This is a genomic window from Phormidesmis priestleyi ULC007 (genome assembly GCF_001895925.1).
GTDB lineage: Bacteria > Cyanobacteriota > Cyanobacteriia > Leptolyngbyales > Leptolyngbyaceae > Phormidesmis_A > Phormidesmis_A priestleyi_A.
Window position 1 is genome coordinate 304,243 of the sequence record NZ_MPPI01000001.1, and the last position, 24,191, is coordinate 328,433.

29 protein-coding genes and 1 tRNA gene are annotated in these 24,191 nt (G+C 49.1%); 18 read left to right on the forward strand and 12 right to left on the reverse strand.

The features are described from left to right. The 3 genes from BRW63_RS28695 to BRW63_RS01345 all read left to right on the forward strand — a co-directional run bounded on the left by BRW63_RS28695 (window position 1) and on the right by BRW63_RS01345 (window position 3,129). Window positions 1–1,782 carry an ArnT family glycosyltransferase gene (locus tag BRW63_RS28695; RefSeq protein WP_073069102.1) on the forward strand — a complete coding sequence of 594 codons (1,782 nt, stop codon included), beginning with the start codon at window positions 1–3 and terminating at the stop codon, window positions 1,780–1,782. Between the two features lie 33 nt (window positions 1,783–1,815). Next, complete coding sequence (locus BRW63_RS01340) at window positions 1,816–2,418, forward strand: CAP domain-containing protein (protein WP_223257260.1); 603 nt, start codon at window positions 1,816–1,818, stop codon at window positions 2,416–2,418. Window positions 2,419–2,499: 81 nt separating this feature from the next. Then, window positions 2,500–3,129 (forward strand): ribonuclease H-like domain-containing protein, encoded by a 630-nt coding sequence (locus tag BRW63_RS01345; protein WP_073069104.1) that lies wholly within the window; start codon window positions 2,500–2,502, stop codon window positions 3,127–3,129. Window positions 3,130–3,211: 82 nt separating this feature from the next. Here BRW63_RS01345 and BRW63_RS01350 read toward each other — a convergent pair whose 3' ends face one another. After that, window positions 3,212–3,754, reverse strand: coding sequence for a response regulator (locus BRW63_RS01350; RefSeq protein ID WP_073069105.1), 543 nt, complete (start codon window positions 3,752–3,754; stop codon window positions 3,212–3,214). A 346-nt stretch (window positions 3,755–4,100) separates the two neighbouring features. Here BRW63_RS01350 and lipA point away from each other — a divergent pair, with 346 nt between their 5' ends. Next, the gene (gene lipA / locus BRW63_RS01355) at window positions 4,101–5,048 is read left to right on the forward strand and encodes a lipoyl synthase (RefSeq protein WP_073069106.1); all 948 of its coding nucleotides are present in this window, start codon (window positions 4,101–4,103) and stop codon (window positions 5,046–5,048) included. Window positions 5,049–5,142: 94 nt separating this feature from the next. Next, the gene (gene psaX / locus BRW63_RS01360) at window positions 5,143–5,286 is read left to right on the forward strand and encodes a photosystem I protein PsaX (RefSeq protein ID WP_073069107.1); all 144 of its coding nucleotides are present in this window, start codon (window positions 5,143–5,145) and stop codon (window positions 5,284–5,286) included. An 88-nt stretch (window positions 5,287–5,374) separates the two neighbouring features. On the opposite strand, the gene trpA is transcribed toward psaX, so the two are convergent. The 3 genes from trpA to ndhL all read right to left on the reverse strand — a co-directional run bounded on the left by trpA (window position 5,375) and on the right by ndhL (window position 6,925). Beyond that, window positions 5,375–6,175 (reverse strand): tryptophan synthase subunit alpha, encoded by an 801-nt coding sequence (trpA, locus tag BRW63_RS01365; protein WP_073069108.1) that lies wholly within the window; start codon window positions 6,173–6,175, stop codon window positions 5,375–5,377. 199 nt (window positions 6,176–6,374) lie between these two features. Then, window positions 6,375–6,701 carry a DUF3007 family protein gene (locus BRW63_RS01370; RefSeq protein ID WP_317615776.1) on the reverse strand — a complete coding sequence of 109 codons (327 nt, stop codon included), beginning with the start codon at window positions 6,699–6,701 and terminating at the stop codon, window positions 6,375–6,377. 11 nt (window positions 6,702–6,712) lie between these two features. Further along, on the reverse strand, window positions 6,713–6,925 hold the full coding sequence (ndhL, locus tag BRW63_RS01375; protein WP_073069109.1) for an NAD(P)H-quinone oxidoreductase subunit L: 213 nt from the start codon (window positions 6,923–6,925) through the stop codon (window positions 6,713–6,715). Window positions 6,926–7,049: 124 nt separating this feature from the next. On the opposite strand from ndhL, the gene BRW63_RS01380 reads away from it, so the two are divergent. After that, a tRNA-Leu gene (locus BRW63_RS01380) sits at window positions 7,050–7,132 on the forward strand. 367 nt (window positions 7,133–7,499) lie between these two features. Further along, the gene (locus tag BRW63_RS01385) at window positions 7,500–8,924 is read left to right on the forward strand and encodes a hypothetical protein (RefSeq protein ID WP_223257261.1); all 1,425 of its coding nucleotides are present in this window, start codon (window positions 7,500–7,502) and stop codon (window positions 8,922–8,924) included. Between the two features lie 4 nt (window positions 8,925–8,928). Here BRW63_RS01385 and BRW63_RS01390 read toward each other — a convergent pair whose 3' ends face one another. Next, window positions 8,929–9,873: a lysylphosphatidylglycerol synthase domain-containing protein gene (locus tag BRW63_RS01390; protein WP_073069110.1), complete on the reverse strand. Its 945-nt coding sequence runs from the start codon at window positions 9,871–9,873 to the stop codon at window positions 8,929–8,931. Between the two features lie 274 nt (window positions 9,874–10,147). On the opposite strand from BRW63_RS01390, the gene BRW63_RS01395 reads away from it, so the two are divergent. Then, window positions 10,148–10,759 carry a DUF6658 family protein gene (locus tag BRW63_RS01395; protein ID WP_073069111.1) on the forward strand — a complete coding sequence of 204 codons (612 nt, stop codon included), beginning with the start codon at window positions 10,148–10,150 and terminating at the stop codon, window positions 10,757–10,759. Window positions 10,760–10,831: 72 nt separating this feature from the next. Here BRW63_RS01395 and larC read toward each other — a convergent pair whose 3' ends face one another. Continuing rightward, the gene (gene larC / locus BRW63_RS01400; RefSeq protein ID WP_073069290.1) at window positions 10,832–12,169 is read right to left on the reverse strand and encodes a nickel pincer cofactor biosynthesis protein LarC; all 1,338 of its coding nucleotides are present in this window, start codon (window positions 12,167–12,169) and stop codon (window positions 10,832–10,834) included. A 57-nt stretch (window positions 12,170–12,226) separates the two neighbouring features. Between larC and BRW63_RS01405 the strand changes: the two genes are divergently transcribed. From BRW63_RS01405 to ctpC, 3 genes are all read left to right on the forward strand, one after another. After that, complete coding sequence (locus BRW63_RS01405; protein WP_073069112.1) at window positions 12,227–12,904, forward strand: L-threonylcarbamoyladenylate synthase; 678 nt, start codon at window positions 12,227–12,229, stop codon at window positions 12,902–12,904. Between the two features lie 334 nt (window positions 12,905–13,238). Further along, complete coding sequence (locus tag BRW63_RS01410) at window positions 13,239–14,477, forward strand: hypothetical protein (RefSeq protein ID WP_073069113.1); 1,239 nt, start codon at window positions 13,239–13,241, stop codon at window positions 14,475–14,477. Window positions 14,478–14,571: 94 nt separating this feature from the next. After that, window positions 14,572–15,837, forward strand: a complete 1,266-nt coding sequence (gene ctpC / locus BRW63_RS01415) for a carboxyl-terminal processing protease CtpC (RefSeq protein WP_073069114.1) — start codon at window positions 14,572–14,574, stop codon at window positions 15,835–15,837. A 6-nt stretch (window positions 15,838–15,843) separates the two neighbouring features. Here the strand turns inward: ctpC and BRW63_RS01420 are convergent, their stop codons facing one another. Next, window positions 15,844–16,032, reverse strand: a complete 189-nt coding sequence (locus BRW63_RS01420) for a DDE transposase family protein (RefSeq protein WP_073069115.1) — start codon at window positions 16,030–16,032, stop codon at window positions 15,844–15,846. A gap of 281 nt (window positions 16,033–16,313) precedes the next feature. Here BRW63_RS01420 and BRW63_RS01425 point away from each other — a divergent pair, with 281 nt between their 5' ends. Beyond that, window positions 16,314–17,708: a type IV pilus twitching motility protein PilT gene (locus BRW63_RS01425; protein WP_073069116.1), complete on the forward strand. Its 1,395-nt coding sequence runs from the start codon at window positions 16,314–16,316 to the stop codon at window positions 17,706–17,708. 91 nt (window positions 17,709–17,799) lie between these two features. Here the strand turns inward: BRW63_RS01425 and atpC are convergent, their stop codons facing one another. The 5 genes from atpC to ndhC form a co-directional block, all read right to left on the reverse strand. Beyond that, window positions 17,800–18,213 carry an ATP synthase F1 subunit epsilon gene (gene atpC, locus BRW63_RS01430; RefSeq protein WP_073069117.1) on the reverse strand — a complete coding sequence of 138 codons (414 nt, stop codon included), beginning with the start codon at window positions 18,211–18,213 and terminating at the stop codon, window positions 17,800–17,802. Between the two features lie 77 nt (window positions 18,214–18,290). Beyond that, the gene (gene atpD, locus BRW63_RS01435; RefSeq protein WP_073069118.1) at window positions 18,291–19,748 is read right to left on the reverse strand and encodes a F0F1 ATP synthase subunit beta; all 1,458 of its coding nucleotides are present in this window, start codon (window positions 19,746–19,748) and stop codon (window positions 18,291–18,293) included. Window positions 19,749–19,969: 221 nt separating this feature from the next. Beyond that, window positions 19,970–20,497 (reverse strand): NAD(P)H-quinone oxidoreductase subunit J, encoded by a 528-nt coding sequence (locus BRW63_RS01440; protein ID WP_083582612.1) that lies wholly within the window; start codon window positions 20,495–20,497, stop codon window positions 19,970–19,972. Next, window positions 20,490–21,227, reverse strand: a complete 738-nt coding sequence (locus BRW63_RS01445) for an NADH dehydrogenase subunit K (protein WP_073069120.1) — start codon at window positions 21,225–21,227, stop codon at window positions 20,490–20,492. The genes BRW63_RS01440 and BRW63_RS01445 overlap by 8 nt, the downstream gene beginning before the upstream one ends. Then, window positions 21,218–21,580 (reverse strand): photosynthetic/respiratory NAD(P)H-quinone oxidoreductase subunit C, encoded by a 363-nt coding sequence (gene ndhC / locus BRW63_RS01450; RefSeq protein WP_073069121.1) that lies wholly within the window; start codon window positions 21,578–21,580, stop codon window positions 21,218–21,220. Before ndhC ends, BRW63_RS01445 begins: the two co-directional genes overlap by 10 nt. Before the next feature lie 266 nt (window positions 21,581–21,846). Here ndhC and BRW63_RS01455 point away from each other — a divergent pair, with 266 nt between their 5' ends. The 6 genes from BRW63_RS01455 to BRW63_RS01480 all read left to right on the forward strand — a co-directional run bounded on the left by BRW63_RS01455 (window position 21,847) and on the right by BRW63_RS01480 (window position 24,150). Then, on the forward strand, window positions 21,847–22,182 hold the full coding sequence (locus BRW63_RS01455) for a rubredoxin (RefSeq protein WP_073069122.1): 336 nt from the start codon (window positions 21,847–21,849) through the stop codon (window positions 22,180–22,182). Between the two features lie 52 nt (window positions 22,183–22,234). Then, window positions 22,235–23,242 carry a photosynthesis system II assembly factor Ycf48 gene (locus tag BRW63_RS01460; RefSeq protein ID WP_219898273.1) on the forward strand — a complete coding sequence of 336 codons (1,008 nt, stop codon included), beginning with the start codon at window positions 22,235–22,237 and terminating at the stop codon, window positions 23,240–23,242. 163 nt (window positions 23,243–23,405) lie between these two features. Then, window positions 23,406–23,666 (forward strand): cytochrome b559 subunit alpha, encoded by a 261-nt coding sequence (gene psbE, locus BRW63_RS01465; protein ID WP_073069123.1) that lies wholly within the window; start codon window positions 23,406–23,408, stop codon window positions 23,664–23,666. A gap of 26 nt (window positions 23,667–23,692) precedes the next feature. Next, complete coding sequence (gene psbF / locus BRW63_RS01470; protein WP_073069124.1) at window positions 23,693–23,827, forward strand: cytochrome b559 subunit beta; 135 nt, start codon at window positions 23,693–23,695, stop codon at window positions 23,825–23,827. 9 nt (window positions 23,828–23,836) lie between these two features. Continuing rightward, window positions 23,837–23,959 (forward strand): photosystem II reaction center protein L, encoded by a 123-nt coding sequence (locus BRW63_RS01475; protein WP_073069125.1) that lies wholly within the window; start codon window positions 23,837–23,839, stop codon window positions 23,957–23,959. A 71-nt stretch (window positions 23,960–24,030) separates the two neighbouring features. Further along, entirely contained in the window at window positions 24,031–24,150 is a 120-nt protein-coding gene (locus BRW63_RS01480) for a photosystem II reaction center protein J (protein WP_073069126.1), read from the forward strand. Window positions 24,151–24,191 lie beyond the last annotated feature (41 nt).

Below are 24,191 nucleotides of genomic sequence, written 5' to 3' on the forward strand. Positions count from 1 at the left end.
ATGCAATCAATTCAGAAAAAGTGGAGTCAAGCCCACCAAATTCACCAACTCCAGCGATCGGTCGTTTGGATTCTTGGCATCGGCTTGGCGTTTAGAAGCATGGTTGCTTTCTGGCTGCCGCCTGGGTTTGACGAAGCTTACTACTATATCTATACGCTGCATCCTGCCTGGAGCTATTTTGACCATCCGCCGCTAGTCTCGCTGTCTACGGCGTTTGGGGTTTGGCTCACTGGCAACGTCTCGCCGTTTACGATTCGACTCGGCACACTCTTGCTGTTTACGGCAGCGTTGTATTTTCTATATCGGGCGACGACGCAATTATTTTCTCAACGGGCAGGAATTTTAACGCTGGCGATCGCCTCGATCGCGCCCATTTTTCAGATCGGCTTTGGCATTTTGACGCTACCCGATGCCCCACTCATGGCGTTTTGGTCACTAACGCTTTGGGTTGCTGCCTGTGAATTTTTTCCGCAGGATGATGTACCTTATCGCCCTAGCTATCGAGTCGCGGTGATTGGCTTGCTGGTCGGTTTAGCCTGTCTGAGCAAATATCACGGCGTTCTTTTAGGCGTTGGGCTACTCGGATTTTGTCTCACCAGTGTGTCTCATCGAGCCGCCCTGCGATCGCCCTGGATTCTTCTCAGCGTTGCCCTGTTTACGATCGCAGTTTCCCCCGTGCTGTATTGGAACTGGCAGCACGACTGGGTTTCTTTTCTATTCCAAAGCAATCGCGGCATTCCTGCAAAGCGCTATAACTTCGTGAATGTGATCAACACAGCGCTGATTCACAGTGCCTATCTGTTTCCGACTATCGGATTGCCGCTTTGGTGGGTCAGTCTCGCAGCTGGGATTCGAGCTGGACAATCCACAGTTCGATCGTGGTTTAACGTGAGTTCGATGCACCTTGGCGAACCTCCCCCCAACCCCCAATTCTGGGGGAGACAAATTTCAAAGTCCCCCAGAATTGGGGGATTTAGGGGGCGCGATGGACTGGTAACGAAGTCGTCGAATTCACATTGGTTTAAACCTAGAATCCGCACCGAGTCCGAACTGCGCGATCGTCAATGGCTGGTGGTTTGGGTTTCGGTGCCAGCTTTTCTCGTGTTTACGCTCATCGGTGGCTATCAGCAGATTTTGCCCACCTGGACAATGCCCGGATTTTTTGCTGCGACTCCTCTCCTCGGTCAACAAGCTGCCCTCTGGCAAGAACGGCACCCAAAACTCGTGAAGCGATGGTTAGTGGGATCGGCGATCGCGATCGTGATGCTCCTGCTCACAGCGCTCTCGCACATCACTCTAGGAACGCTCCAAAAACCGAGTCATTATGGAATATTTGGAGGTTTTTTAGCGCCTGAAAATGATGCCTCGATCAGCCTGGTAGATATCGTGCAACTGCGCCAAAATTTTGCCGCTTCTCCTCAGCTTTTAGCGGCTCTTAAAGACGCTGATTTTGTGTTTAGCAATCGCTTTCACATGGCAGGTCATGTGGGTATGGCATTAACACCTTTAGCGCCAATTCCGGTCACTTGTTTTGATAAAAAAGATGTGCGCGGCTTTGCGTTTTGGTCAACGGCTGAACAATGGGTCGGCAAAGATGGGCTATATCTAACCTCGAATAAGTTCCAGACTGAGGGAGATTCTGCGGCAGAATATGCGCCCTACTTTCAACAGTTTGAAAAACTGGGAGAAGTGCCGCTACGACGGGGTGGTGTCATCGTTGACAAATTTCACGTCTATCGCGGCAAAAATTTGCTAAAACCCTATCCTCGTCCTTCACTGTAATGCGATCGTTAAACGAGTGACTAAAATCACAAGATGGGAACCCGTACTCGTAATCTCCGTCTACGAGAAGTGTTGTATAAAAGCTTCACCATGCTAAGACCTCTTTTGTCTGGAGCGACGATCGCAAGTTTAGCGATCGTGGGCAGTCTAGGATCTTCTTTGTCTGCTCGAAGCCACGCAACTTTGACAAAACCGACATCAGCAGCGCCTACAGCTTCGGTCAATTTGATCGCTCAAGCAAATTCGACGACGCAATCCCTTGAGCAAGCTGTCTATCAGAAAATTAATCAATATCGCGCCAGCAAAGGGCTTCCGGCTTTAAAGCTTGCCGCGAGTCTGACTCAGCAGGCTCGGCAACACAGCCAAAATATGTCCACTGGAAAGACCGCTTTTGGTCATCAGGGCTTTGAGCAGCGAGTTAAAGAAATTGCTAAGTCGGTGCCTTATCGCGGAGCTGCCGAAAACGTTGCCTATAACATGGGCTATCAAGACCCCGTTGCTCAAGCGGTGCAGGGCTGGCTCAAAAGCCCCGGACATCTCAAAAACATTCAAGGAAATTATGGGTTAACGGGTATTGGGGTCAGCCGTAATGCTAGGGGAGAGATCTACTTTACGCAGATCTTCATCCGTAAATAGCAGGTCACAGCTAAGTTTTCGCGCTGGGAAGTCGGTAATATGGGATCGGTCTAATCCTTTTTGCTGCTTCCCACCCCCTAAATGGAACCCAAAGATTTTCAGATTTGTGACGGTGATCTCCCCACAGACTGGTTAGAGCGTTATTTGCAAACAGACGCGATCGCAGTTGACACCGAAACGATGGGCTTATTGCCTCAGCGCGATCGTCTGTGTTTGGTGCAGTTGTGCGATGGTGACGATCGGGTTGCCGTCGTGCGAATTGCTCAAAAACAGACCGCAGCGCCCAATCTCAAAAAGCTGCTAGAAGCCGCCGCGATCACCAAGATTTTTCACTTTGCGCGGTTTGACATCACAACCCTGCGTCACTATTTAGGAATTCGCGTCACGCCGCTATTCTGCACCAAAATCGCCAGCAAACTAGCCCGGACTTACAGCCCCAAACACGGTTTAAAAGATCTGATTCAAGAATTAGAAGGGGTGGAGTTAGACAAAAGCGCTGGAAGTTCTGACTGGGGAAACGCCGCAAATCTGTCAGAAGCACAACTTCGATACGCCGCAAATGATGTTCGCTATTTGATTAGCGCTCGTCAAAAATTGATGGCGATGCTAGAGCGAGAAGACCGCTTAGAACTCGCCGAGCAGTGTTTTCAGTGTCTACCCGTGTTTAGCGCTTTGGATCTGATGCAGTATCAGGGCATTTTTGAACACTAAACCTGGTATAGATCTCATCCCACGAAAATTAGAGATTATGGATGTGGGGCTTCCCGTCTGCCCAACTAAAGCAGATTTGAAATTACTTCAGCTTTTGTTTGATAAACGCCATAATCTGCCCCTGTTGCTTCTTCAACGCATCGATCTCAGCCTGCATTTTGGCAATTTTGGCATTGAGTTGTTGAACATCTGCGTTGCCCGTCGTGTCGATCGCAGCAGGAGCAGCAGGGACACCACCAGCCGGACGGCGTTTTGCCTTAGTCATCGCCATTTTAATCGCAGTGATCAAAATCTTCTGATCAAAGGGCTTCTGCACAAACTCAAAATATTCAAACGGCTCTTGCAGCTTTTCAGCGACTTCCTCTTTGCGCCCAGACATCAGCACCAGCGGAATGCTCTGCAACTCTGGCTGAAGCTGAATCTGCTGAAAAACTTCCCAACCACTCATGCGCGGCAACAAGAAATCGAGCATGATCAGGTTGGGGCGCTCTTGCCGAATCAGATTGATGCCCTGAATGCCGTCTTTGGCTTCTAGAACCTCAAAATTGCCCTTCGGCAACATATCACGCACCATGTTGCGGATAACAGCGCTGTCATCAATGACGACGATTTTATGACTTGCCACAACTGAACTCCTCTAGAGTGACGAAAAACGAAGGAAGTGAACGGAGACGAATATCACAAGGGTTTTAGAGGCTTAATCTAAACAGAAGGTAGAGATCCTGAACGTCATAGCTGACCGATTCGAGGAGTGGGAGTCAACCCATTGTGGCTTCGCGTTACGAAGTCAGATGAACTTGAGCGTGACTTACTTGGCTGAACGTCAAAATAACATGCCCTAGTGTACCCTCTATGATTAATAAATTGCGGTGACTCTGATCATCTAAGAAAAGCCGCTTTACAGAACGATTTCTATCGTCGCTTACCTCTTTCTACCCCGAACCTGCACTAGACCCAGTATTCCCACTTCTATGCCGACTGAAACGAATCGAAACTTAAGTTCTGAATCTGAATCGTCGCGATCGCTCAACCGATCGGACATAACAGTAATGCCAGACTGGCTGCGCCGCCCGATCGGGAAAGCTAGCGAGATTTCGACAGTGCAGCGCATTATTAAGCAGCGTCAAATTCACACGATTTGTGAAGAGGGGCGCTGCCCTAACCGAGGAGAGTGCTATGCCCAAGGCACTGCCACGTTTTTACTCATGGGCCCGGTTTGCACTCGCGCTTGCGGCTTTTGCCAAGTGGATAAAGGACACGCCCCAATGCCGTTAGATGCTGAAGAACCGCAAAAGGTTGCCGAATCAGTGCGACTGTTAGGGTTGCGATATGTCGTTCTCACCTCAGTGGCGCGAGATGATTTGCCTGATCAGGGTTCTGGCTGGTTTGCAGCAACGATGAATGAAATTCGTCGAGTTAACCCCTCGACCCAAATTGAGGTGCTGACTCCTGATTTTTGGGGCGGACGCGAAGACAATTTGACTCCTGAAGCGTTGCAGTCTCAGCGAATTGCCACGATCGTAGCTGCCCACCCTGCTTGTTATAACCACAATGTTGAGACGGTGCGCCGTTTACAAGCGCCTGTGCGACGCGGGGCAAAATACGATCGCTCTCTCAAAGTTCTGCAAATCGTCAAGGATTTGAACCCGGCTATTCCCACAAAGTCGGGCTTGATGCTAGGGCACGGCGAAACGGAAGCCGAAGTGATCGAAACGCTGGCTGCTTTAAGAGCGGTGAACTGCGATCGCCTGACGATCGGGCAGTATATGCGTCCATCGCTAGAACATTTGCCTGTTCAGAAATATTGGCACCCCGATGAGTTTGATCACTTGGGGGCGATCGCCCGTGAAATGGGATTTTCTCACGTTCGCTCGGCTCCGTTAGTCCGCAGTTCTTATCATGCTGGGGCCGAAGAATAAGCCTCGTTTACAAACTGCTTAATCGAAATTTACCTTTAGAGGTGCCCTTGTTTTGGTATCCCTTAAGAAGGTCACTAAATCTGGAGAATCGCTTATGGCAACTCAAACAGCAAAAAATCCGACGGGGGCAACCGTTAAAACGAGTAAACCGCCCTACCCGTTCCGTACAGGCTGGGCATTATTGCTTTTGGGCATTAACTTTGTGGTAGCCGCTTACTACTTTGGGATTCTCAAGTAGTCGCTGCTAGCAAATTCCCTTTTATTCACACCTTGAGGATTCTCCCTAGTTTTTTCTCGATCGCTGAGACGAGATTAGGGAGAACCCTTTATTCAGGTGAGATTGCGGCTCTTAGACTTTTGCAAAACTCCTCGATCGACTTCAACCCCTCAGCCGGAGTTCCTTCTGCTAGACGCTTCACAAAAGCACTGCCGACAATCACAGCATCCGCACCCCAATCCATTACTTGGCGGGCGTGTTCGGGCTGAGAAATGCCAAACCCAACTCCGATCGGCTTATCGGTGACGTTTCGCAGTTCCACGACTAAATCTTTGACTCGTGCTTGAATCTGAGTCCTTACGCCTGTTACGCCCGTAGTGCTGACTAAGTAGATAAACCCTTGAGACTGAAGCGCGATCGCGGCAATGCGCTCTTGAGGGCTTGTAGGCGCGACTAGCAGAATCACTTCAATTCCGCGAACCGCCGCAGGCTTTAACAGGCTGTCAGACTCTTCTAGGGGCAAATCAGGGACAACTAGACCCTTAATTCCTGCGTCGGCGATGTCTTGCAAAAATTGATCGATGCCACGGTTAATAATCGGATTGTAGTACATGAAAAGAATCAAGGGCGATCGCAGCGTCGGTGCAACCTCTTTAACCATTTTCAACACGTCGTCTAGTCGAGTTCCTCGTGCGAGTGCCCGTGTTGCGGCAGCTTGAATTACTGGGCCGTCTGCTAACGGATCAGAGTAAGGGACTCCCAATTCGATTAAATCGGCACCAGAGCGATCGAGAACGCGCAATGCTTCAGCCGTCGTCTCTAAATCAGGATCGCCTGCGGTAATGAAGGGAATCAAGGCGCATCGAGCATGATCCCGCAGATGCTCAAAGCATTGGGAAACTGAAGTCATTTCTGTCCTTAACGGTGAAGTAAAAATAAGGGAATGCAAATAATTAGTTTAAGCCGATCGAGGGCAGGGTGTGCAGGCAGGCGATCGCTAATTTGATGCTTAGGGTCGTGAATTAAATAGTGTCTGTTACTTGCAAAGGCACTGGGCACGGCAGTGCCATGCCGCTACAGAACCTTTGGCTTTATTTAATTTACGATCTTTAACCTTTTGCTCGTTGATTTTCCTGCTCAATTTCGGCTTGCAGGGTTGCCAGTTCTTCGGGGGTCAACTCTTCTAGACGCTTTTGCAGAACGGCTTCTTCGTAGTCTCTTAGCTGCTTGTCATAGGTCATATCTTTAGACAGCACCCGCGTTAGGTAGCTAAAAACCCAGACGACCAGGGCACTGATCAAGAACACCTGACTCCAGATCCCGGCGTTCATACTGTCTAGCCCAACGAGTTGCAAAACCAGATAGACCAGTCCGCCAGCCGCAAAAACGCCTAGACTTATTCCGATCGCGTCAATTCGTCGCATCCACCAACCCATTCATGAACAATTCAGGCTTCAATTTCTCGGCGCTTCGGTCTAAAGTTTAGAAACGGCGCAAGCAACAGCATTCCGGGGAAGAAGAGAAACACCAGAAAATACATAAAGGTGCGCTCGATCGAGCTAACCACATACCAGCGTTTTTGCAGATAGAGATATAGCGCAAATGGCATTACCACTAGATAGGCTCCGCCCAGAACTGAATATAAGAGTGCAACTTCCATAGGGTTACAGGAATAATGAGGATCGGACTACCCTACTATCGTACCGTTATTTCAGCCAGGGCAAAAGAGAGTTGCACATCGGGTCAATTAATGATGGAATAGAGGTCTGAGATTAACCGATCGCGGGGGCATGGCGGAATGGTAGACGCAACGGACTTAAAATCCGTTGACTGCAAGGTCGTGAGGGTTCAAGTCCCTCTGCCCCCATTAGTCGAGATTTAGCTCTGAGCGCTCCGAACGAGACAAAGTTTGGGGCGCTTCTTGTAGCAGATCATCGTTTTTGGTACATTAGTATGATTCCTTTGGTAAGAGGATTTCTTGAACCTTCTGAAAAGTGCATTCTACGAAGTCCTTAATCAAAAATTCCGACTAATAGACGATGACGGGTCTTGATCGTCAGGAAGAATCAGATAAAAGTTTGATGAGTTCCGATAAAATTTGTAATTGCATCAGTATCATCTCTTAAGGACTATATTTTCTTTAAAAGCTACCCTGCTTCACCAACTTGGTGTTGATACCCATGAACGGAACGCCCAATCGGGATTTGAGCAAGCTTCAGTCAGAATCCGTTGGAATGCAACCCCTCTCAGATCGTCTTTCTGTCCCATCTTTGGGCACTCTGACTAATGGAACGATCGGAGAAGTTCAGATGAGTGGGCACCCTTCAGAACCGTCTAAGCAGGTTTCTCGCTCAGGGCGAAACCTTCACCAGGCTCAAGAAACGGTTTATCGATTTCTGCTAGACATCGTTAAAACCTGGCCTCCCGAAGAAGTGCTATTGGAGTTTAAGCATCTCTTTCTCTATCACGTTGAGACCACTAGCGCTGGAGCCATTCATGCGGTCTACGAAATTGTCTTTAGCAATAACGAAGAAGAATTTAGAAATACGCTCAAGCGATCGTGCTATATTCTCGTCAACAATTGGGATGCGAGTCGTAACTTTAAGCCCATTCAAGAATTAATCAAAGTCTTTGAAGACAGCAGTCTCGATCGACAAACAATTTCTCCGACGCTGAAGCGATTAAGAGTCTGGATCGACACCTTTAGGAGGGGCAAAGACTATGAAGAGCTAAAGCTTTTTGCGTCGAGATATGACGAGTCTCCCGAAGCACCGTGGTCAAATCGCTACACTTCTTATTTGCTCGTTCCTCAATATATTAATTCGGCAAACCCGATCGAGCAGCGAGAAGCCGCAAGAGCTTTATCAATGCAGCTTAAAGATAAATTTAAGTTTAGGTTAGCGATGTATATTGCTAAATCTCAGTCTGCAACCTCGCCAGAAAGATTGCCCGAAAACCCGACCGTGTTAGGCGATAACGTCTTGCAGTTGATTAAAACGATCGTGGCAAAACGCGGTCAATTTAGCTATGCAAACTTAGCCAATATTTTCATCAATCAGACGCATCAGTTGAGCTATAAAGAGTTTAAACGTGAGCTAAAACGATATTTAATTGTGTCAATCGATGGCAATGAATTGACTGAAACTCTCCAAGCAAGGTTCACCGAAAAACTAGACCCTCTCTATCTAGACTACGACCATGAGACGCTCAATGAAGCGTTGATCTTGAGAACGTGTAATCGCATTATTGAACATCTCACCACCGAAAATCGGCAAGATCCCTCGCCTTTGTTTGTGCTGCTCGTGTCTCAAGGAAGCCCGCTGACTTTAGTGATTGTGCTGCTTAAGTTAATCTTGATTTGTAGAAATGCACGAACTCATTTAGAAGCACAAATCGCTGAACTGATTCGCTATTATAAAAACTTTCCAGAAGATGAGTGTCGGTGGGTCGTTAACTTTTTAGAGATCTTTAATGTCACGTTTGCGATCTATGCCGAAAACGTGCAATACAACTTGATTAAAATGGATAAAACTCAAGAACCGCTCCATATTCCCAAAGCGTTGCAAAATCTGGATGCTTACCGCGTTTTTTCGCAGCTTAAGCGCGAGGTTATGCCCAAACTCTCTGACGAAGTTGAGTTAACCGAAACATTTGAATAATTTTTTAGCGACGATCGTCCAGAGTGACCAATCCGGCTCCTGCAAGTTCAGCCAGAGTATTCACAAACCGATAGAGCGCGACCACACTCAACAGTTCGCCTGTCGAAAAATCCTGTTCTAGCGGGGCACTTCCGCTAGAGAGCAATGCGACCATAACCGCCTCAAAGACTCCAATTCCACCCGGTAGCCCCGGAATCACAAATCCGGTCAGCCAAGCTAACCCAAACGCTGCTATCACGATCGCAAACTGACTAGCAGGAAGAGGCGCGATCGCCAGAAATGTCAGGATAAATCCGAGGCTTCTCAGTCCTAAAAACCCAATCTCACCCAAGAGAGGTTTGATCGGATAGCGCTTCATGGGCAAAGTCATAGGCTGAGATGCACCCACCGCTTTCTGCTTGAGTTTAGCAAGATAACCGATCAGTGGATTGAGAAACCGGGGATGCACGATCGCTAAACCTAAACCCAAACCGACGATCGGGATCAGTTGAGCAAGCCAGCCATAAGCCGATAAGATTTGCTGTACGCCAATTAGAGCCAATAACAAGGCGGCAATCGCCATGAGCAACGGTTCTAGCAAGACGCTGACGATCGCGATTTCTGTCGGAATTCCTCTTTTTGTTGCGGCTGAGATGCGCCCATAAAAATGCCAAATGTTGCCCGGTAAATATTTGGCAATGTTAGTTTGCAGATAGACTTTTATGCTCCAAGCTCCGGGGACAGAGTGGTTAAGCGTTTGCAAAATCCAACTCCAGACCCAGCCCGCAAAAATGTGAGCTAAGAGCGTCATGCCGAGCGCGATCGCGAGACAGGCATATCCAGCGGCATCGATCCGAATCGCGACAACTTCTTGCCAATGATCTTTGAGAGTCTTGATCAAAAAGAACAGCACTAGACCCAAAATGAGCCAACGTAAAGAAGCTTTGAAGCGCGATCGAACTGCTTGCATAAACTGAAATTAGTTTTTTCCTTCAGTTCAATTTAGTTCAATCTGCGGCTCGTAATGGCGCTGAACAGCGAAACGATTGCAATCTCTCTAGAGTTAGAGAAGCTCTAACATCGGTTTAATGATGAATGAGCCTTTCGCTAGAGGCGATCGGAGAGCATAGATTTGTAATGTTGATAGGCGATTTAAATTGATGAGAGTCTAAATCTTATGAGACTTCATCAACCCTTGTAGTAAAGATTTCAAGCCTATCGGTTTGAAGCAAAAAGGAGTATTTATGAATAAACTTGTTTCTGTCATTAAATCAATTCGTTTAGGTCAGGTTTTGACTGCTTTTCTGGCTGGGATTTTATTGTTCGTTAGCACGGCTTGTGCAGGAAACGCCCAAGCGAGAGTGCCCCAGAGCGAAGTGTCTAGAGGTGCAGGCTCTAACCCAGTTGGACAAAACCAACCCTATGAGGGCGGCATGAATAACTTTAGCGACACGGCTCCGGGTCAAGCCGCTAAAGGAACTGCTGGAAAAACTAAAGCGCTTGTCGATCGAGCAGAGCGCGACATCAACACCAAGGGGATTGATAGTGTTGATCAATATGTTGACAATTACCGCTCTGGTGCCCCACTCGGTGAGAGAACGAAAAAGCTGACAGACAACGTAAAAGGAGCAGCTAAGAACACGGCAGATGATGCAAAAGCGATCGGCGATCGAGCCTCTAATGCTAGTGAAAACACACTAAAAGGCGCAAAGAACGCGGCTGGAAATATCAAAGACAATACTGAATATGCTGCGAAGGATGCTGCTCGTAGCGCTAAGGGTGTTGCTAAAGAGGCTGCACAAGCCACTGAAGATGCTGTCAAAAGCACCAATCGCAGGGTTCAACACGCAGACTAATCCACAGCGATCGTACTTGTAGACCACACGATTGTTAAGACGAAAAAAGCTAGGAGATCATCCTGGCTTTTTTCATGACTGCCGAAGATACCAGGTCTGTAGAGCAATTCGATGGATTTCTCGCCAAGCGACATTGTGCTGACGGGCAAGCTGGGCACAGTCTTCATATTCTGGCTGCACGTTGACGATCGTGCCGTCTTTTTGCCGCGCTACTTTGATCTGAACGGTTCCATACTCGGTTTCGACGGGGTGAAATGCCCGATCGAGCCATGATCGCCGCTGAACCGTGTGACGAATTCCCAAAGTGCTAGTCTCTCGAAACAAAACTGTTTCACAGGCAAGCTCTTTTTCGGTTGGGCAAATTACCGTCAGCAAGACCCCCGGACGCGATTTCTTCATGCCGATCGCTTGAGTAAACACATCCACTGCACCGACCGCAAACAATGCATCAAACACATACCCGATCGCCTGTGGGTTCAGGTCATCAATCTGAGTTTCGAGAACCGAAATGGTTTCAGAATTGGCAACCAATTGAGGAACGATCGCATCGGACAAAGAATGGGTGTGATGAACCGAATTCTCGTGGATATCTTTCGCCCCGCCAATCCACAGTCGCAAAATGTTGGGAATTGGCAAATCACGCGATCCGGCACCCAGTCCAATCTTCTGCAACGTCATCGCCGGGGGCGCACCAAACTGAGTTGCTAGAGTGGTGACGATCGCTGCCCCGGTCGGGGTGACTAGCTCTCGATCGATGCCATTGCTATAAATGGGTACGTTTCGCAACTCATAGAGCTTTAGCACGGCTGGCACTGGCACTGGCAACCGACCATGCGCTGCGCGAATCGTTCCCCCTCCCGTCGGCAGTGACGAACAGTAAATGAGATCGAGATCCAGCCAGTCGAGTCCTAAACAGGTGCCCACTACATCGACGATCGCGTCGATCGCTCCGACTTCGTGAAAATGCACCTGTTCTGCCGGAACTCCATGCACCGCCCCCTCTGCGTCTGCCAGTTGCCGAAAGATCTTGAGACTCCAGGCTTCAGCCCGTCGAGGCAACTCTGCCCGTTGGATCATCTGCTCAATTTCGGGCAGGTGCCGCAGTCGCGACCCTGTTTTCTGCTGCTCTTTCGGCTGGTGATGAGCATGATCATGGGCGTGATGATGATGATGTCCTGCATGAGCGTGACCAGTGTGAGAATGAGCATCCAGCAAGTCAACCCAAACCTTCGTCGCCTGCTGCCCGTTTCGATGAACTAGATCTGCCCGCAAGCGATACTCCTCGGCAATGCCCAATCGATCGAGCTTCGCAGTCAGGTAGTCTAAAGGAACGCCTGCACTCACCAGCGCTCCTAAACACATATCCCCTGCAATTCCAGTTGGGCACTCTAGATAAGCAACTTTTTGCATCGCCATAGCAACTCAGATAGTCCCTACACCCTACACCTGATACTTCGTCTTAACTTTATGGCAACCGTTTATAAAATTCATCCTGTCAATCCGCAGCGTCGAGGCGTTGATCAAGTGGTTAGTGCTCTGCGGAGCGGTGCTGTGATGCTCTACCCGACTGACACAGCTTATGCGATCGGCTGCGACCTCAACTCTAAATCAGCCGTGCAGCGAGTTCGACAACTCAAGCAAATGTCTAACGATAAGCCGCTCACCTTCTTGTGTCCGTCGCTGTCTAACATTGCTCAATATGCAGTCGTGAGTGATCAGGCTTATCGGATTATGAAAGGTCTGGTTCCGGGTTCCTACACGTTTTTGCTGCCAGCAACCAAGCTGGTGCCGAAATTGGTGATGCACCCCAAACGCAAAACTACAGGCATTCGCGTCCCCGATCATCGCTTGTGTCAAGCTCTGTTAGAGTCACTCGGAAACCCGATCATTTCCACCTCTGCCCACATTTCCACGAATGATCAACCCGTACCAGCCAAACGCAATTCTGAAAATTTATCGCTAGCGGAACTGTTTGATGCCATGGACGGTCTAGTCGATGTAATTGTAGACACTGGAGAAGAACCTTCTGATCAAGTTTCCACCATCTTAGATTTAACGAGCGACGAACCCACTGTAGTTCGGCGAGGGTTGGGATGGGAAGCGATCGCAGACTTGGCGGTAGTGACCAAAACCTCGGAGGTTTAAGCCACTCTGTCGGTCACAATGCTTGATTCTGGGTTAAAACCACCGAGGTTTGCGTAAGTCCTATTAAGTTTTTGTCTAGCTGCCACTTTGCCGATCGTCCACGGAAACACAGTAGTATATTGTTTGACAGGTTTGGACGATCGCCTATACGGAGGCGCTTAGATTGTAGACCCTGCACCGATTTGCGCTGACTCGATTAGACCTCGTGCCAATTAGAGGTTGCGTCGCTTAAAGTGACCAACTGAAGAACTGACCTACCGATCGCTAAACTTACCGGAAGACCGGGAAGCATCGTGTAGCCACTGGTGTGCATTACCAAAGTCTGAGTTCCGCTATGAACACCAAATCCGCAAAGTCGCTCCCGCATGAAGCAACCTTTCCTGCCGCGATCGAGTCCGATTCTCCATTAGACGCATCAAAGATTGAGTCCAAAGTTGAAGAACTCTCTCCCGAAACTCAAAAATTAGCCCGTCTTTTAGCCACTGAGCTAGAAGCAGACCTTCAGATCACGGGTCAAGCGATTCAAGCCATCACCGATCGCATCGCGACCGAAGTTGAGCGCATTTGTCTTAAAAGCGATCGCATTCAGACTTCGGGCGAAATCAGCTCTTGGCGGCTGACGCTGGCGCGTTATCGGCTGCAAAAGTGTGTCACTTACTATCGTCTCAATTCGCAGCAAGGTCGCGTCGAGCTACACAGCATTCTCAGCACGATGGTCTATCGCCCGATCGCGCCTGCTCACCTACAACTGAGCTTTCAAGCCCGCTACAGCCTGATCGAAGACTTTCTGCAAGGCTTTTACACTGAGTCACTCAGAGCCTTCCGACGAGAAAATAAACTAGCAGAAACCTATCAGCCCCGCACCCGGCTGCAACTGGCTGAATATATGGCATTTACTGAACAGTATGCCAAGCGAAGAATTACCCTTCCTAGTCAACACAATCAGCAGTTAGTGATTTTGCGCGCTCAACGGTTTGCGAATCGCCAACCCCACGAAATCGCGGTTGATATTGAAACGGCAATGGAATCGGCAAAAGGAGACGAAGCCGAAGCTTATGGGCGATCGCCGATTCTAAAAATGATTCGAGAGCAAATGGTCGCTGACAAAGTTGACCCCTCAGAATCGGCGTTGCGCGATCGCGTAGTGGGTGAGCTAATTCAATATCTCGAATCACAAGGACAGACCGATTGCGTCAATTATTTAACCCTAAAACTTCAAGACCTGTCCGTTCCTGAAATCGACGATATTTTATCCATGTCTCCGCGTCAGCGCGATTATCTTCAGCAACGATTTAAATACCATGTTGAAAAGTTTGCCATCTCCCAAAGCTGGAAGCTTGTCCACGAGTGGTTAGGGGCCGATCTCGACCAAAATCTAGGACTTCCTCCTCAAGAATGGGACGCATTTTTAGCTCAACTTACGCCTGATCAAACCCAGCTTCTCAACCTGAAGCGAACCGCCACGAGTGACCACGAGATCACTCAAACCCTGAAGTGGACTGCAAAACAACTGCAAAAGCGGTGGGCAGCCCTCCTAGAAACTGCGCGTCAGGTGCGAAATCAGGCAAAGTAGAAGTCCAGAAACTCTGGCATTCAACCCGGACAGCACTTCTCAGCCTGTGTTAAATTGATCATAATCTTGCAGTTCTTTCTTGCGGCTTAGTGGTATGGCGATCACGAAAAGAGCGATTGTTCTCGGCGCAACAGCCGCCGCAGTCACGGCGGTAACCATTACAGGGTTTGGAATCCAGCGATCGAAGGTTCAGGCATTTTTTCGTGAAAATCCGAAAGAAGTAGTCGATGAAGTCTGGAACATCATCGATCGCAGCTTTGTCGATGGCACCTTTCATCAAGTCGATTGGAAAGCCGTTCGCACTCAATATCTCAATCGCGATTACGCCAGCAAAAAAGAAGCTTACGACGCAATTCGCGAGATGCTCAAAAAATTGGGTGACCCCTACACCCGGTTTATGGATCCAGAAGAGTTTAAGAACATGCAGATTGACACCTCTGGAGAATTGACAGGGGTAGGCATTCAGCTTGCAGCAGACGAGAAGACCAAGAAGCTGACGGTGATTTCGCCAATAGAAGGTAGCCCGGCTGCGACTGCGGGAATTATCGCCAAAGACATCATTACCAAAATTGACAACACAAGCACCGATGGGATGGATGTTAACAAAGCGGTGACGCTAATTCGGGGGCCGGTTGGCTCTCAGGTGCAGCTAACCGTGATGCGTAACAATCAGGAGTTTAAATATCAGCTTAATCGCGCCAAAATTGAGATTCATCCGGTTCGCTATAGTGGCAAAAAGACCCCAGATGGCAATATTGGCTACATTCGTCTGGTGCAGTTTAGCGCCAATGCTGCGCCCGAAATGCGGGAAGCCATCCAAAATTTAGAGAAGCAGCAAGTAACCGGGTATGTCTTAGATCTGCGATCGAACCCAGGTGGCTTACTATATTCCAGTGTAGACATTGCCCGGATGTGGATTCAAGAAGGCGGAATTGTCTCAACGGTTGATCGTCAGGGTGAATCCGATCGCGAAGACGCTAATCGTCGTGCCCTGACCGATAAACCTCTAGTCGTTCTGGTCGATGGCGGATCGGCGAGTGCCAGCGAAATTCTTTCAGGCGCTTTGCAAGACAACAATCGCGGCACGATCGTCGGCACCAAAACTTTTGGCAAAGGGCTAGTGCAATCAGTGCGCGGGCTAGGAGATGGCTCAGGGTTAGCGGTGACGATCGCCAAATATCTAACTCCTAAGGGTCGCGATATTAACAAGCATGGAATTGACCCCGATGTCGTCATCGAGTTGAGTGACCAACAGCGTCAGGCGCTCGGACGAGATCGCGACAAGATTGGCACGTCCGAAGATCCTCAGTTTGCCAAAGCGTTACAAGTGTTAAATCAGCAAATCTCTGCTAAAAAATAATTATAGTTAGACGGGCTTGCACTTGCCTGCGCGAATTAAGCCGACTCGACGAGCGATCGCGACTCCTTGTGACTCAAAAGGTCCCCACTGTTCGCGTTGAGTCGATGTCTCCCCAATCACCACCTCATCGGCTGGCACAACTTTGCACGAGCCATCTTCTTGTCTGACCACATACCAAGCGTTTGGATTGCTCATTGATTAACGATCTAAACAATTGTTGACAAATCTCTGAGGACGGCGAGTTTGATACTTGCCTTTAAGTTTTGGGAAACCTTTTGTTGAGGGGTCTAGCTTTTTAGCAAAACTGTAAAAATTCCCTGAACCGCTCTATAACATCAAGCCCCCTCTAATTCTAGTTGCGTCCTGCCCCCAGTGAAGCTTCTAAATGTCTTCGTAACACTCACTCAGGTGATTACATCCGCTTCGACCAAGACCCCAAAGATGATATTTAGGGCTTTTTTATACCCACATAGGATATGACACCAGAACCCCAGCGTCCGTCTATTACGCCTCCCCCCGCGCCTCGTGTCCCACCTGCGCCGCCCCCACTTATGCGGGTTTCTGCTTACAACACTACGATCGAGGCGGCTGACCTCACGATCGCAAAGATAGGGAACGCATCGATGGAAACAATGGTGATGCCTGCTACACCGATGACGACAAACCATTCTTCTCCTACCGCCGTCAGCTCATTTCCGCGCACCTCTGGAACGCCTGCCGGGGCGGTGCCTTCAACCTCTGCAATGGGAGGGCATCGCCCAGCGTCGCCACCAAACCTTCCTAGCACTGCCCGCAATGCCAATAGTTCGGGTTCTCCCACGTTAGAGCAGCTAGTTCGCAATGCTTATGACAAGGGGTTTTCAGACGTTCATATTGGAGTTGGCGAGGTGCCACGCTATCGAAATCGAGGGGAGATTGATACGACCGACTGGCCGGTGACCGATCGCGAAACCTTCTTCGGCTGGTTGAGAGAAGTCTTAACGGATGCAGAGATTCAAAAGTTTGAAGAAACTCTAGACTTTGATGGCGCGACTCAATACGAGTTTGCACGGGTTCGGATCAACATTTTCGACTCGCTGCACGGCCCTGCGATGGTCATGCGTCTGATTCCGCTAACCATTTTGACGATGGAGCAATTAAACCTGCCTCCCGTCCTGAGAGATATTTGTCACTATCACAAGGGTTTAGTGCTGGTGACGGGGCCGACAGGTTCGGGTAAGTCCACGACGATGGCGGCAATGATTGACTACATCAATAAGGAGATGCCTAAGCACATCATCACGATTGAAGACCCGATCGAGTTCGTTCACAAAAGCCGAAAAGCCTTGATCAAGCACCGAGAAGTGGGAATCCACACTCACAAGTTTGACAGCGCTCTCAAAGCGGCTCTGCGGGAAGACCCGGATCTAATTTTGGTGGGTGAAATGCGCGATAAAGAAACCGTCAACACCGCCCTGAAAGCTGCCCAAACTGGACACTTAGTGATGGGAACGCTGCACACCAATAGCGCTGTCAAAACGATCGAGCGAATTCTCAGCCTATACAATCCCAGTGAGCAAGAACCGATGCGGGTTTCTCTCGCAGAATCTCTAATTAGTGTCATCGCTCAGGGTTTGTGCCGCACTACCGATGGCAAACGTGCCGCCTTCCACGACATTTTGATCAATACCGATGCGATTAGAGACTACATTCGCAAAGGTGAGATCGATGAGATTGAAGCCATCATTCCCAAATGTACGTTTGACGGCATGTGTACCATGAATCAGTCTCTCTACAAACTCTATGAAGAAGGACGGATTACAGAAGAAGTGGCGCTGGAGATGTCGCCTAAGATTAATGAAATGGCACAGATGCTGAGGGGTCGGGTGTAACGATCGCTCGCATCCTTAAACTCCAAACGATTCTAAAAAAGGGGAGGACATTATCAGTCCTCCCCTTTTTCTGTAGACAAATTAAAAGCGATTAGACTCCACCACCTGCCGCTTGAAGACGAGCACGAGCGCGCTTTAAGGCTTGGGTTGCTTGAATTTGTTCTTGTTTGTTTGTACTTTGCTGAAGTTGGCTGTAGCGAGATTCAGCTTCGGTGTAGGCAGCACGGGCTGCATCACGATCGATGCTGTCACCCCGTTCAGCCCCGTTGACTAGAATAGTCACTTCGTTGTTTTCGACTTCAGCGAAGCCACCCATGAGCGCGATCGGCACCCAAGTTTTATCGGCTGAACGAACGCGCATCACGCCCGTTTCTAGAGCCGTAAGCAAAGGCGCGTGACCGCTCAAAATACCCAGTTGTCCTGTCGTGCTAGGGAGAATCACTTCCTCAGCGCTAGAATCCCAGACGGTTTTGTCTGGTGCAATCACACGAACGGTTAAAACCATAATTTTCTCCAAAATAAAAGCAGTCGATAGGGGTGAGTTTTGAGCCGTCGGAAATCAACTCAAAACTCATTCCGTTTCTACTTAGCTTCTGCCTTCATTTTTGCGGCTTTAGCAACGGCTTCGTCGATATCACCAACGAGGTAGAATGCCTGCTCTGGTAGGTCATCTAACTCACCTGCAAGAATGCGCTTGAAGCCTTGGATGGTCTTCTCTAGCGAGACATACTTGCCAGGAGATCCAGTAAACACTTCTGCCACAAAGAAAGGCTGAGACAGGAAGCGCTCAATTCGACGGGCACGAGCCACGATCGTCCGATCGTCTTCTGACAATTCATCTAAACCCAAGATGGCGATGATGTCTTGTAGCTCTTTGTAGCGCTGGAGCGTCGATTGCACCGCACGAGCCGTATCGTAGTGGTCGTCACCGACGATCGCGGGTTGCAGCATCGTCGAAGTCGAATCTAACGGATCAACTGCGGGGTAAATGCCTTTCGATGCCAAGCCACGAGACAGAACGGTCGTTCCATCTAAGTGAGCAAAGGTGGTTGCCGGAGCAGGATCAGTCAAGTCATCCGCCGGGACATAGACCGCTTGAATCGAGGTGATAGAGCCTTCGGTAGTCGAGGTGATTCGCTCTTGCAGGTCTCCCATATCAGTGCCGAGAGTGGGCTGATATCCAACCGCAGAAGGCATCCGTCCGAGTAGTGCCGACACTTCCGACCCCGCTTGCACAAACCGGAAGATGTTATCAACAAACAGCAACACGTCTTGCTTGTTCACATCGCGGAAATATTCTGCCATCGTCAGACCCGACAGACCGACGCGCATTCTAGCACCAGGTGGCTCGTTCATCTGACCATAAACTAGCGCGATTTTGGACTCACTCAAGTTGTCCTTATTAATCACGCCCGATTCCATCATTTCGTTGTAGAGGTCATTGCCTTCGCGGGTGCGCTCACCGACACCTGCAAATACAGACACTCCACCGTGATTGGTGGCGATGTTGTTGATCAACTCCATCATGATGACGGTTTTTCCTACACCTGCGCCGCCAAACAAACCAATCTTGCCACCGCGACGGTAGGGAGTCAGTAAATCAATCACTTTAATGCCCGTCTCAAACACAGAGGGCGTGGTTTCTAGCTCGACTAGCTTAGGAGCATCGCGGTGAATCGGCATGGAGTCTTGAGTGCCTACAGGACCTTTGTTGTCAACAGGCTCACCCAGCACGTTAAAAATTCGACCCAGGGTAGCAGCACCGACGGGCACGCTAATCGCTGCGCCTGTGTCCACTACTTCCATACCGCGCACTAGACCATCGGTGGTGCTCATCGCAACAGCACGAACCTGGTTGTCGCCCAGAAGTTGCTGCACTTCGCAGGTGACTGACACTTCTTGTCCGGCTTCGTTGGTGCCTTTGATGGTCAGGGCGTTATAGATCTGTGGCATGTTGCCATTCGAGAACTTAACGTCTAGAACGGGACCAATAATTTGAGTAATGTGACCGATATTCGTCTTCTCTGCGGTTGTGACCATGCTTACGCCCTAGTGTGTGGTTCAGCTATTACAAACAATTAAAAACTAAAACTTTGCGTGTTATCCGCCATTTCTCAGCTTATCACTGAGGGGTTACAGATGATTAAGCAGATTTTGGGTTGGAATCGACGCAGACCTTCTCTCTGGCTCCCCTTCAGATCAAAAGCCCCCCACTTTAGCGAGGAGCTTGATTTGAGTGACGCGACTCGGCGGTTTAAAGGCTAGTATGCGTCTTGCAGCTCAAAAAAGTCGTGAGCGATATAGTCTTTGCGGAGCGGGTAGCCCACCCAATCGGCAGGCATTAAGAGACGCTTTAAACTGGGATGCCCTTCATAAATGATGCCATACATATCAAACGACTCGCGTTCTTGCCAGTCTGCTGCTTTCCAAATCCAATAAACCGACGGCACTATAGGATTTTCGCGGGGCAGAAAGACCTTGAGCCGCACTTCATCGGGTCGATCGGCGTTATCACTCAACTTTGCCAAATGATAAAAACTGACCAGCTCCTGACCAGGGCCGGAATCATAAGCACCTTGGCACTGAAGGTAGTTAAACCCATAAGCTAGGAGCGCGGTCGAAAAAGGAATCAGAAGTTCCGCATCGACCTTGATCATTTCAGTACCACTGGCATCTCTTCCTAGAAACTCGTGTTCAAAGCCGTTTTGAGTCAGCCACTTTGAAGTTTTGCCCGCTTCGACGATCGCCGCTTCGGTTTCAGGCGCGGTAGGTTTGGTTTCTTCAGCCACGATCGAGACCCTCCTTTTCGGTTGCTTTGAGTGCGGGGGCGATCGGCAGACCCATTGCTTCTCTCAGTTCGGCGGCAGGCGTTTGTCGATCGGCGACTGCAAGATATTTGCCGTCATTAATCTCGGCAACCGCTTTCATGCTGTGAGTCGTGCTGTAGTAGCGGTGAGTTTGGCGTAAAGCACCTCGCTCTTGGATCGACTCGTTGGAGATTTTCTTCCGTAATTTAATGATCGCATCCACGATCGCTTCAGGGCGGGGCGGACAACCAGGCAGATAAATATCAACCGGGATCAGTTTGTCCACACCTCGAACCGCTGTCGGAGAATCGACACTGAACATTCCGCCTGTGATCGTGCAAGCACCCATCGCAATGACGTATTTAGGCTCTGGCATCTGCTCATAGAGACGAACGAGTGCGGGAGCCATCTTCATCGTGATCGTGCCTGCGGTGATGATCAGATCCGCTTGACGAGGCGACGATCGCGGCACTAAACCAAAGCGATCGAAGTCAAACCGCGAACCAATCAACGCCGCAAATTCGATAAAGCAGCAGGCAGTTCCAAACAGCAACGGCCACAAGCTAGAAAGCTTTGCCCAGTTATAGAGGTCATCGACGCTCGTCAGAACTACATTTTCAGACAGTTCTTGAGTAATGTTAGGACGCTCGATCGGGTTAATCAAACCCTCAGCAGAGCCATTTTTTGCAGTGAGTTCCGAGTTCATGACCATTCCAACGCTCCTTTGCGCCAAGCGTAGACCAAACCGACGATGAGAATTCCGATAAAAATCAGGGCCTCGATGAACGCTAATAGCCCCAATCGACTAAAGGCGACTGCCCACGGATAGAGAAAGACCGTTTCAACATCGAAGATCACGAAAACCAGCGCAAACATATAGTAGCGAATGTTGAACTGAATCCAAGCTCCTCCGATCGGCTCCATGCCGGATTCATAGGTCGTGCGGCGTTCGGGGCCACGACGACTCGGACGAACCAGCTTAGAAGCCGTCAATGCTAGGACGGGCACCAAACTACAGATGAGTAGGAAGCCCAGAAAATATTCGTAGCCAGTCAGGACAAACACAGTGATAGCCGCCTCTCGTAGGGTGAATCAAAACGCTTGTGTTACTTCTTCTTCACATTTCACATTATAGATGGGCGTGACCTTCTGACGTATATTGAAACACCTGCAAGCCAAGAAATCTCACTCACCATCAATCGAGAATTTTCTATAAACCCATCCCGGATCATTTCTCTTAATTGGATCTTAAAAAGGGGAGGTCATAATGTCATAATAATTAACGGAGATTTTAAGATTGGCATTCTAGTCCTCTACCCTCTCCTAAATCTATGAGTACCGAAGTTATTGATCCAAAATCGCTCGATCGTCACGAGTGTTCAGCCTGCGGCTATGTCTATGAACCGATCAAGGGAGACGATCGCCGCAATATTCCTGCGGGAACTCCCTTTGAGGATTTGCCCCCTAGCTGGCGCTGCCCGGTTTGCGGGGTGCCCACCTCTAAGTTTCAGAATGTCGGTCCGCTCAACAGCCCGTCTGGGTTTAAAGAGAATTTAGGGTATGGCTTTGGGGTCAACACACTAACGCCAGGGCAAAAGAATCTCCTGATTTTTGGTGGGTTGATCTTAGTCTTCTTACTATTCCTCAGCCTCTATGGGTTGCAGTAGTTGAGATCCTCGCTACAGAAAAACGTAAATTGTGTATCAGAGATTAGAAGCGATGCAGTGGATTATGAGAGCCTGGAAACAACTTGTCATCTTATTAGCGATCGCATTGCTAACGACTGGCTGTAAAACTTTTTTGCCGACTTTGAGCGATAACCCCTGGGAAATCATTTCCCTCCCAGTTGAAGAAAATCTTTTAGATATCGGCTTTACAGGTGACACAAACCACGGTTGGCTCGTGGGCACGAATTCATCGCTTTTAGAAACTAACGACGGTGGAAAGACTTGGGAACCGCGCAAGCTCGATCTCGGTGAACAGAATTATCGATTGAGTTCGGTGAGCTTTTCGGGTCAAGAAGGCTGGGTGACTGGACAGCCCTCCCTTCTATTGCATACCAACGATGGTGGCAAATCTTGGGCGCAAATTCCTCTGAGCGAGAAGCTTCCGGGGGCACCTAGCACCATTCTGGCAAGGGGCGCAAATAGTGCTGAAATGACGACCGATCTAGGTGCCATTTATCAGACAGCCGATGGCGGTCGCAACTGGAAGGCAATGGTGGCTGAAGCGTTTGGCGTGGTTCGGAGTCTCGATCGGGCCGATGACGGCAAATATGTCGCAGTGTCTTCGAGAGGAAACTTCTTTTCAGTCTGGGAACCGGGCGATCAAGCTTGGCACCCCTACAACCGCAATAGCTCTCGGCGTGTGCAGAGCATGGGCTTTACCAAAGATGGTCGCCTGTGGATGTTGGCGCGGGGCGGACAGGTGCAGTTTACGAGTTCTAGTGACCCAGAAGACTGGCAAGAAGTTCAAAACCCTGAGTTTGGCACAAGTTGGGGTCTGTTGGATTTGGCTTACCGCACCCCTGATGAGCTTTGGGTTGTGGGCGGCAGCGGCAACTTGCTAGGCAGTTTTGACGGCGGCAAAACCTGGCAGAAAGACAAGGAGGTTGAAAACGTCCCAGCTAACCTTTATCGAATCGTGTTTCTTAGCCCTGAGCAAGGCTTTATCATTGGTCAGCGAGGCACGCTATTGAGATATCAAGGAAGCACACAAGCTGCCTGATCCCCATTGCAATTTGTAGCGCGTTAATGGTGCTTTTTAACGCTTAGTTTTGAAGAAAATCAGCGGTTACAAATTGCAAATTTAGAAGGTTTGCTTGTGGGGATTTCTATCGTCCCTTATGATATTTATAAGGCTTTTGATTGTTGTCAGTGGAGGAATCTAAATGGCTGGTACTACCGGAGAGCGTCCGTTTGGTGACATTGTTACAAGTATTCGTTATTGGGTGATTCATAGCATCACCATTCCGGCTTTGTTTGTGGCAGGTTGGTTGTTTGTCAGCACAGGCTTGGCATATGACGCGTTTGGCACGCCTCGCCCTAACGAATATTTTCCTGCGGCCCGCCAAGAAGTGCCGATCGTCAACAACCGCTTTGAGGCAAAGCAGCAAGTTGACCAGTTCATAAACGAAAAAGACAAGAAGTAGTTTTTCACTCAATTGGTTTAAACACTATGACCAGCAATTCTCCCAATCAACCCGTGGTCTATCCCATTTTTACGGTGAGATGGATAGCCGTTCACACGCTAGCCATTCCTTCCGTGTTCTTTTTGGGTGCGATCGCGTCCATGCAGTTTATTCAACGATAGGTAAAAGCAATGGCAGTCAAATCTTCCAACCCCAACAAACAGCCTGTTGAGCTAAATAGAACATCACTCTATTTGGGTTTATTGGCAATCTTTTCGCTGGGGATTCTTTTCTCTAGCTATTTCTTCAATTAATCAAAAGTTTTAGACAATCAAATCTGTCTAAAGTCATCTACAAATCGCTTGCTTGTTAGGAGGTAAAAACTGTGGGTACTGGTGGAAGAATTCCCCTTTGGATTGTTGCAACTGTAGCAGGGACAGGGATTATAGGTATTTTGGGTCTTTTCTTCTACGGCGCTTATGCAGGGTTAGGCTCCTCTATGTAGGATGACCTGAGCTTAGTTTAAGCAATCTGTTTAACAAAAAG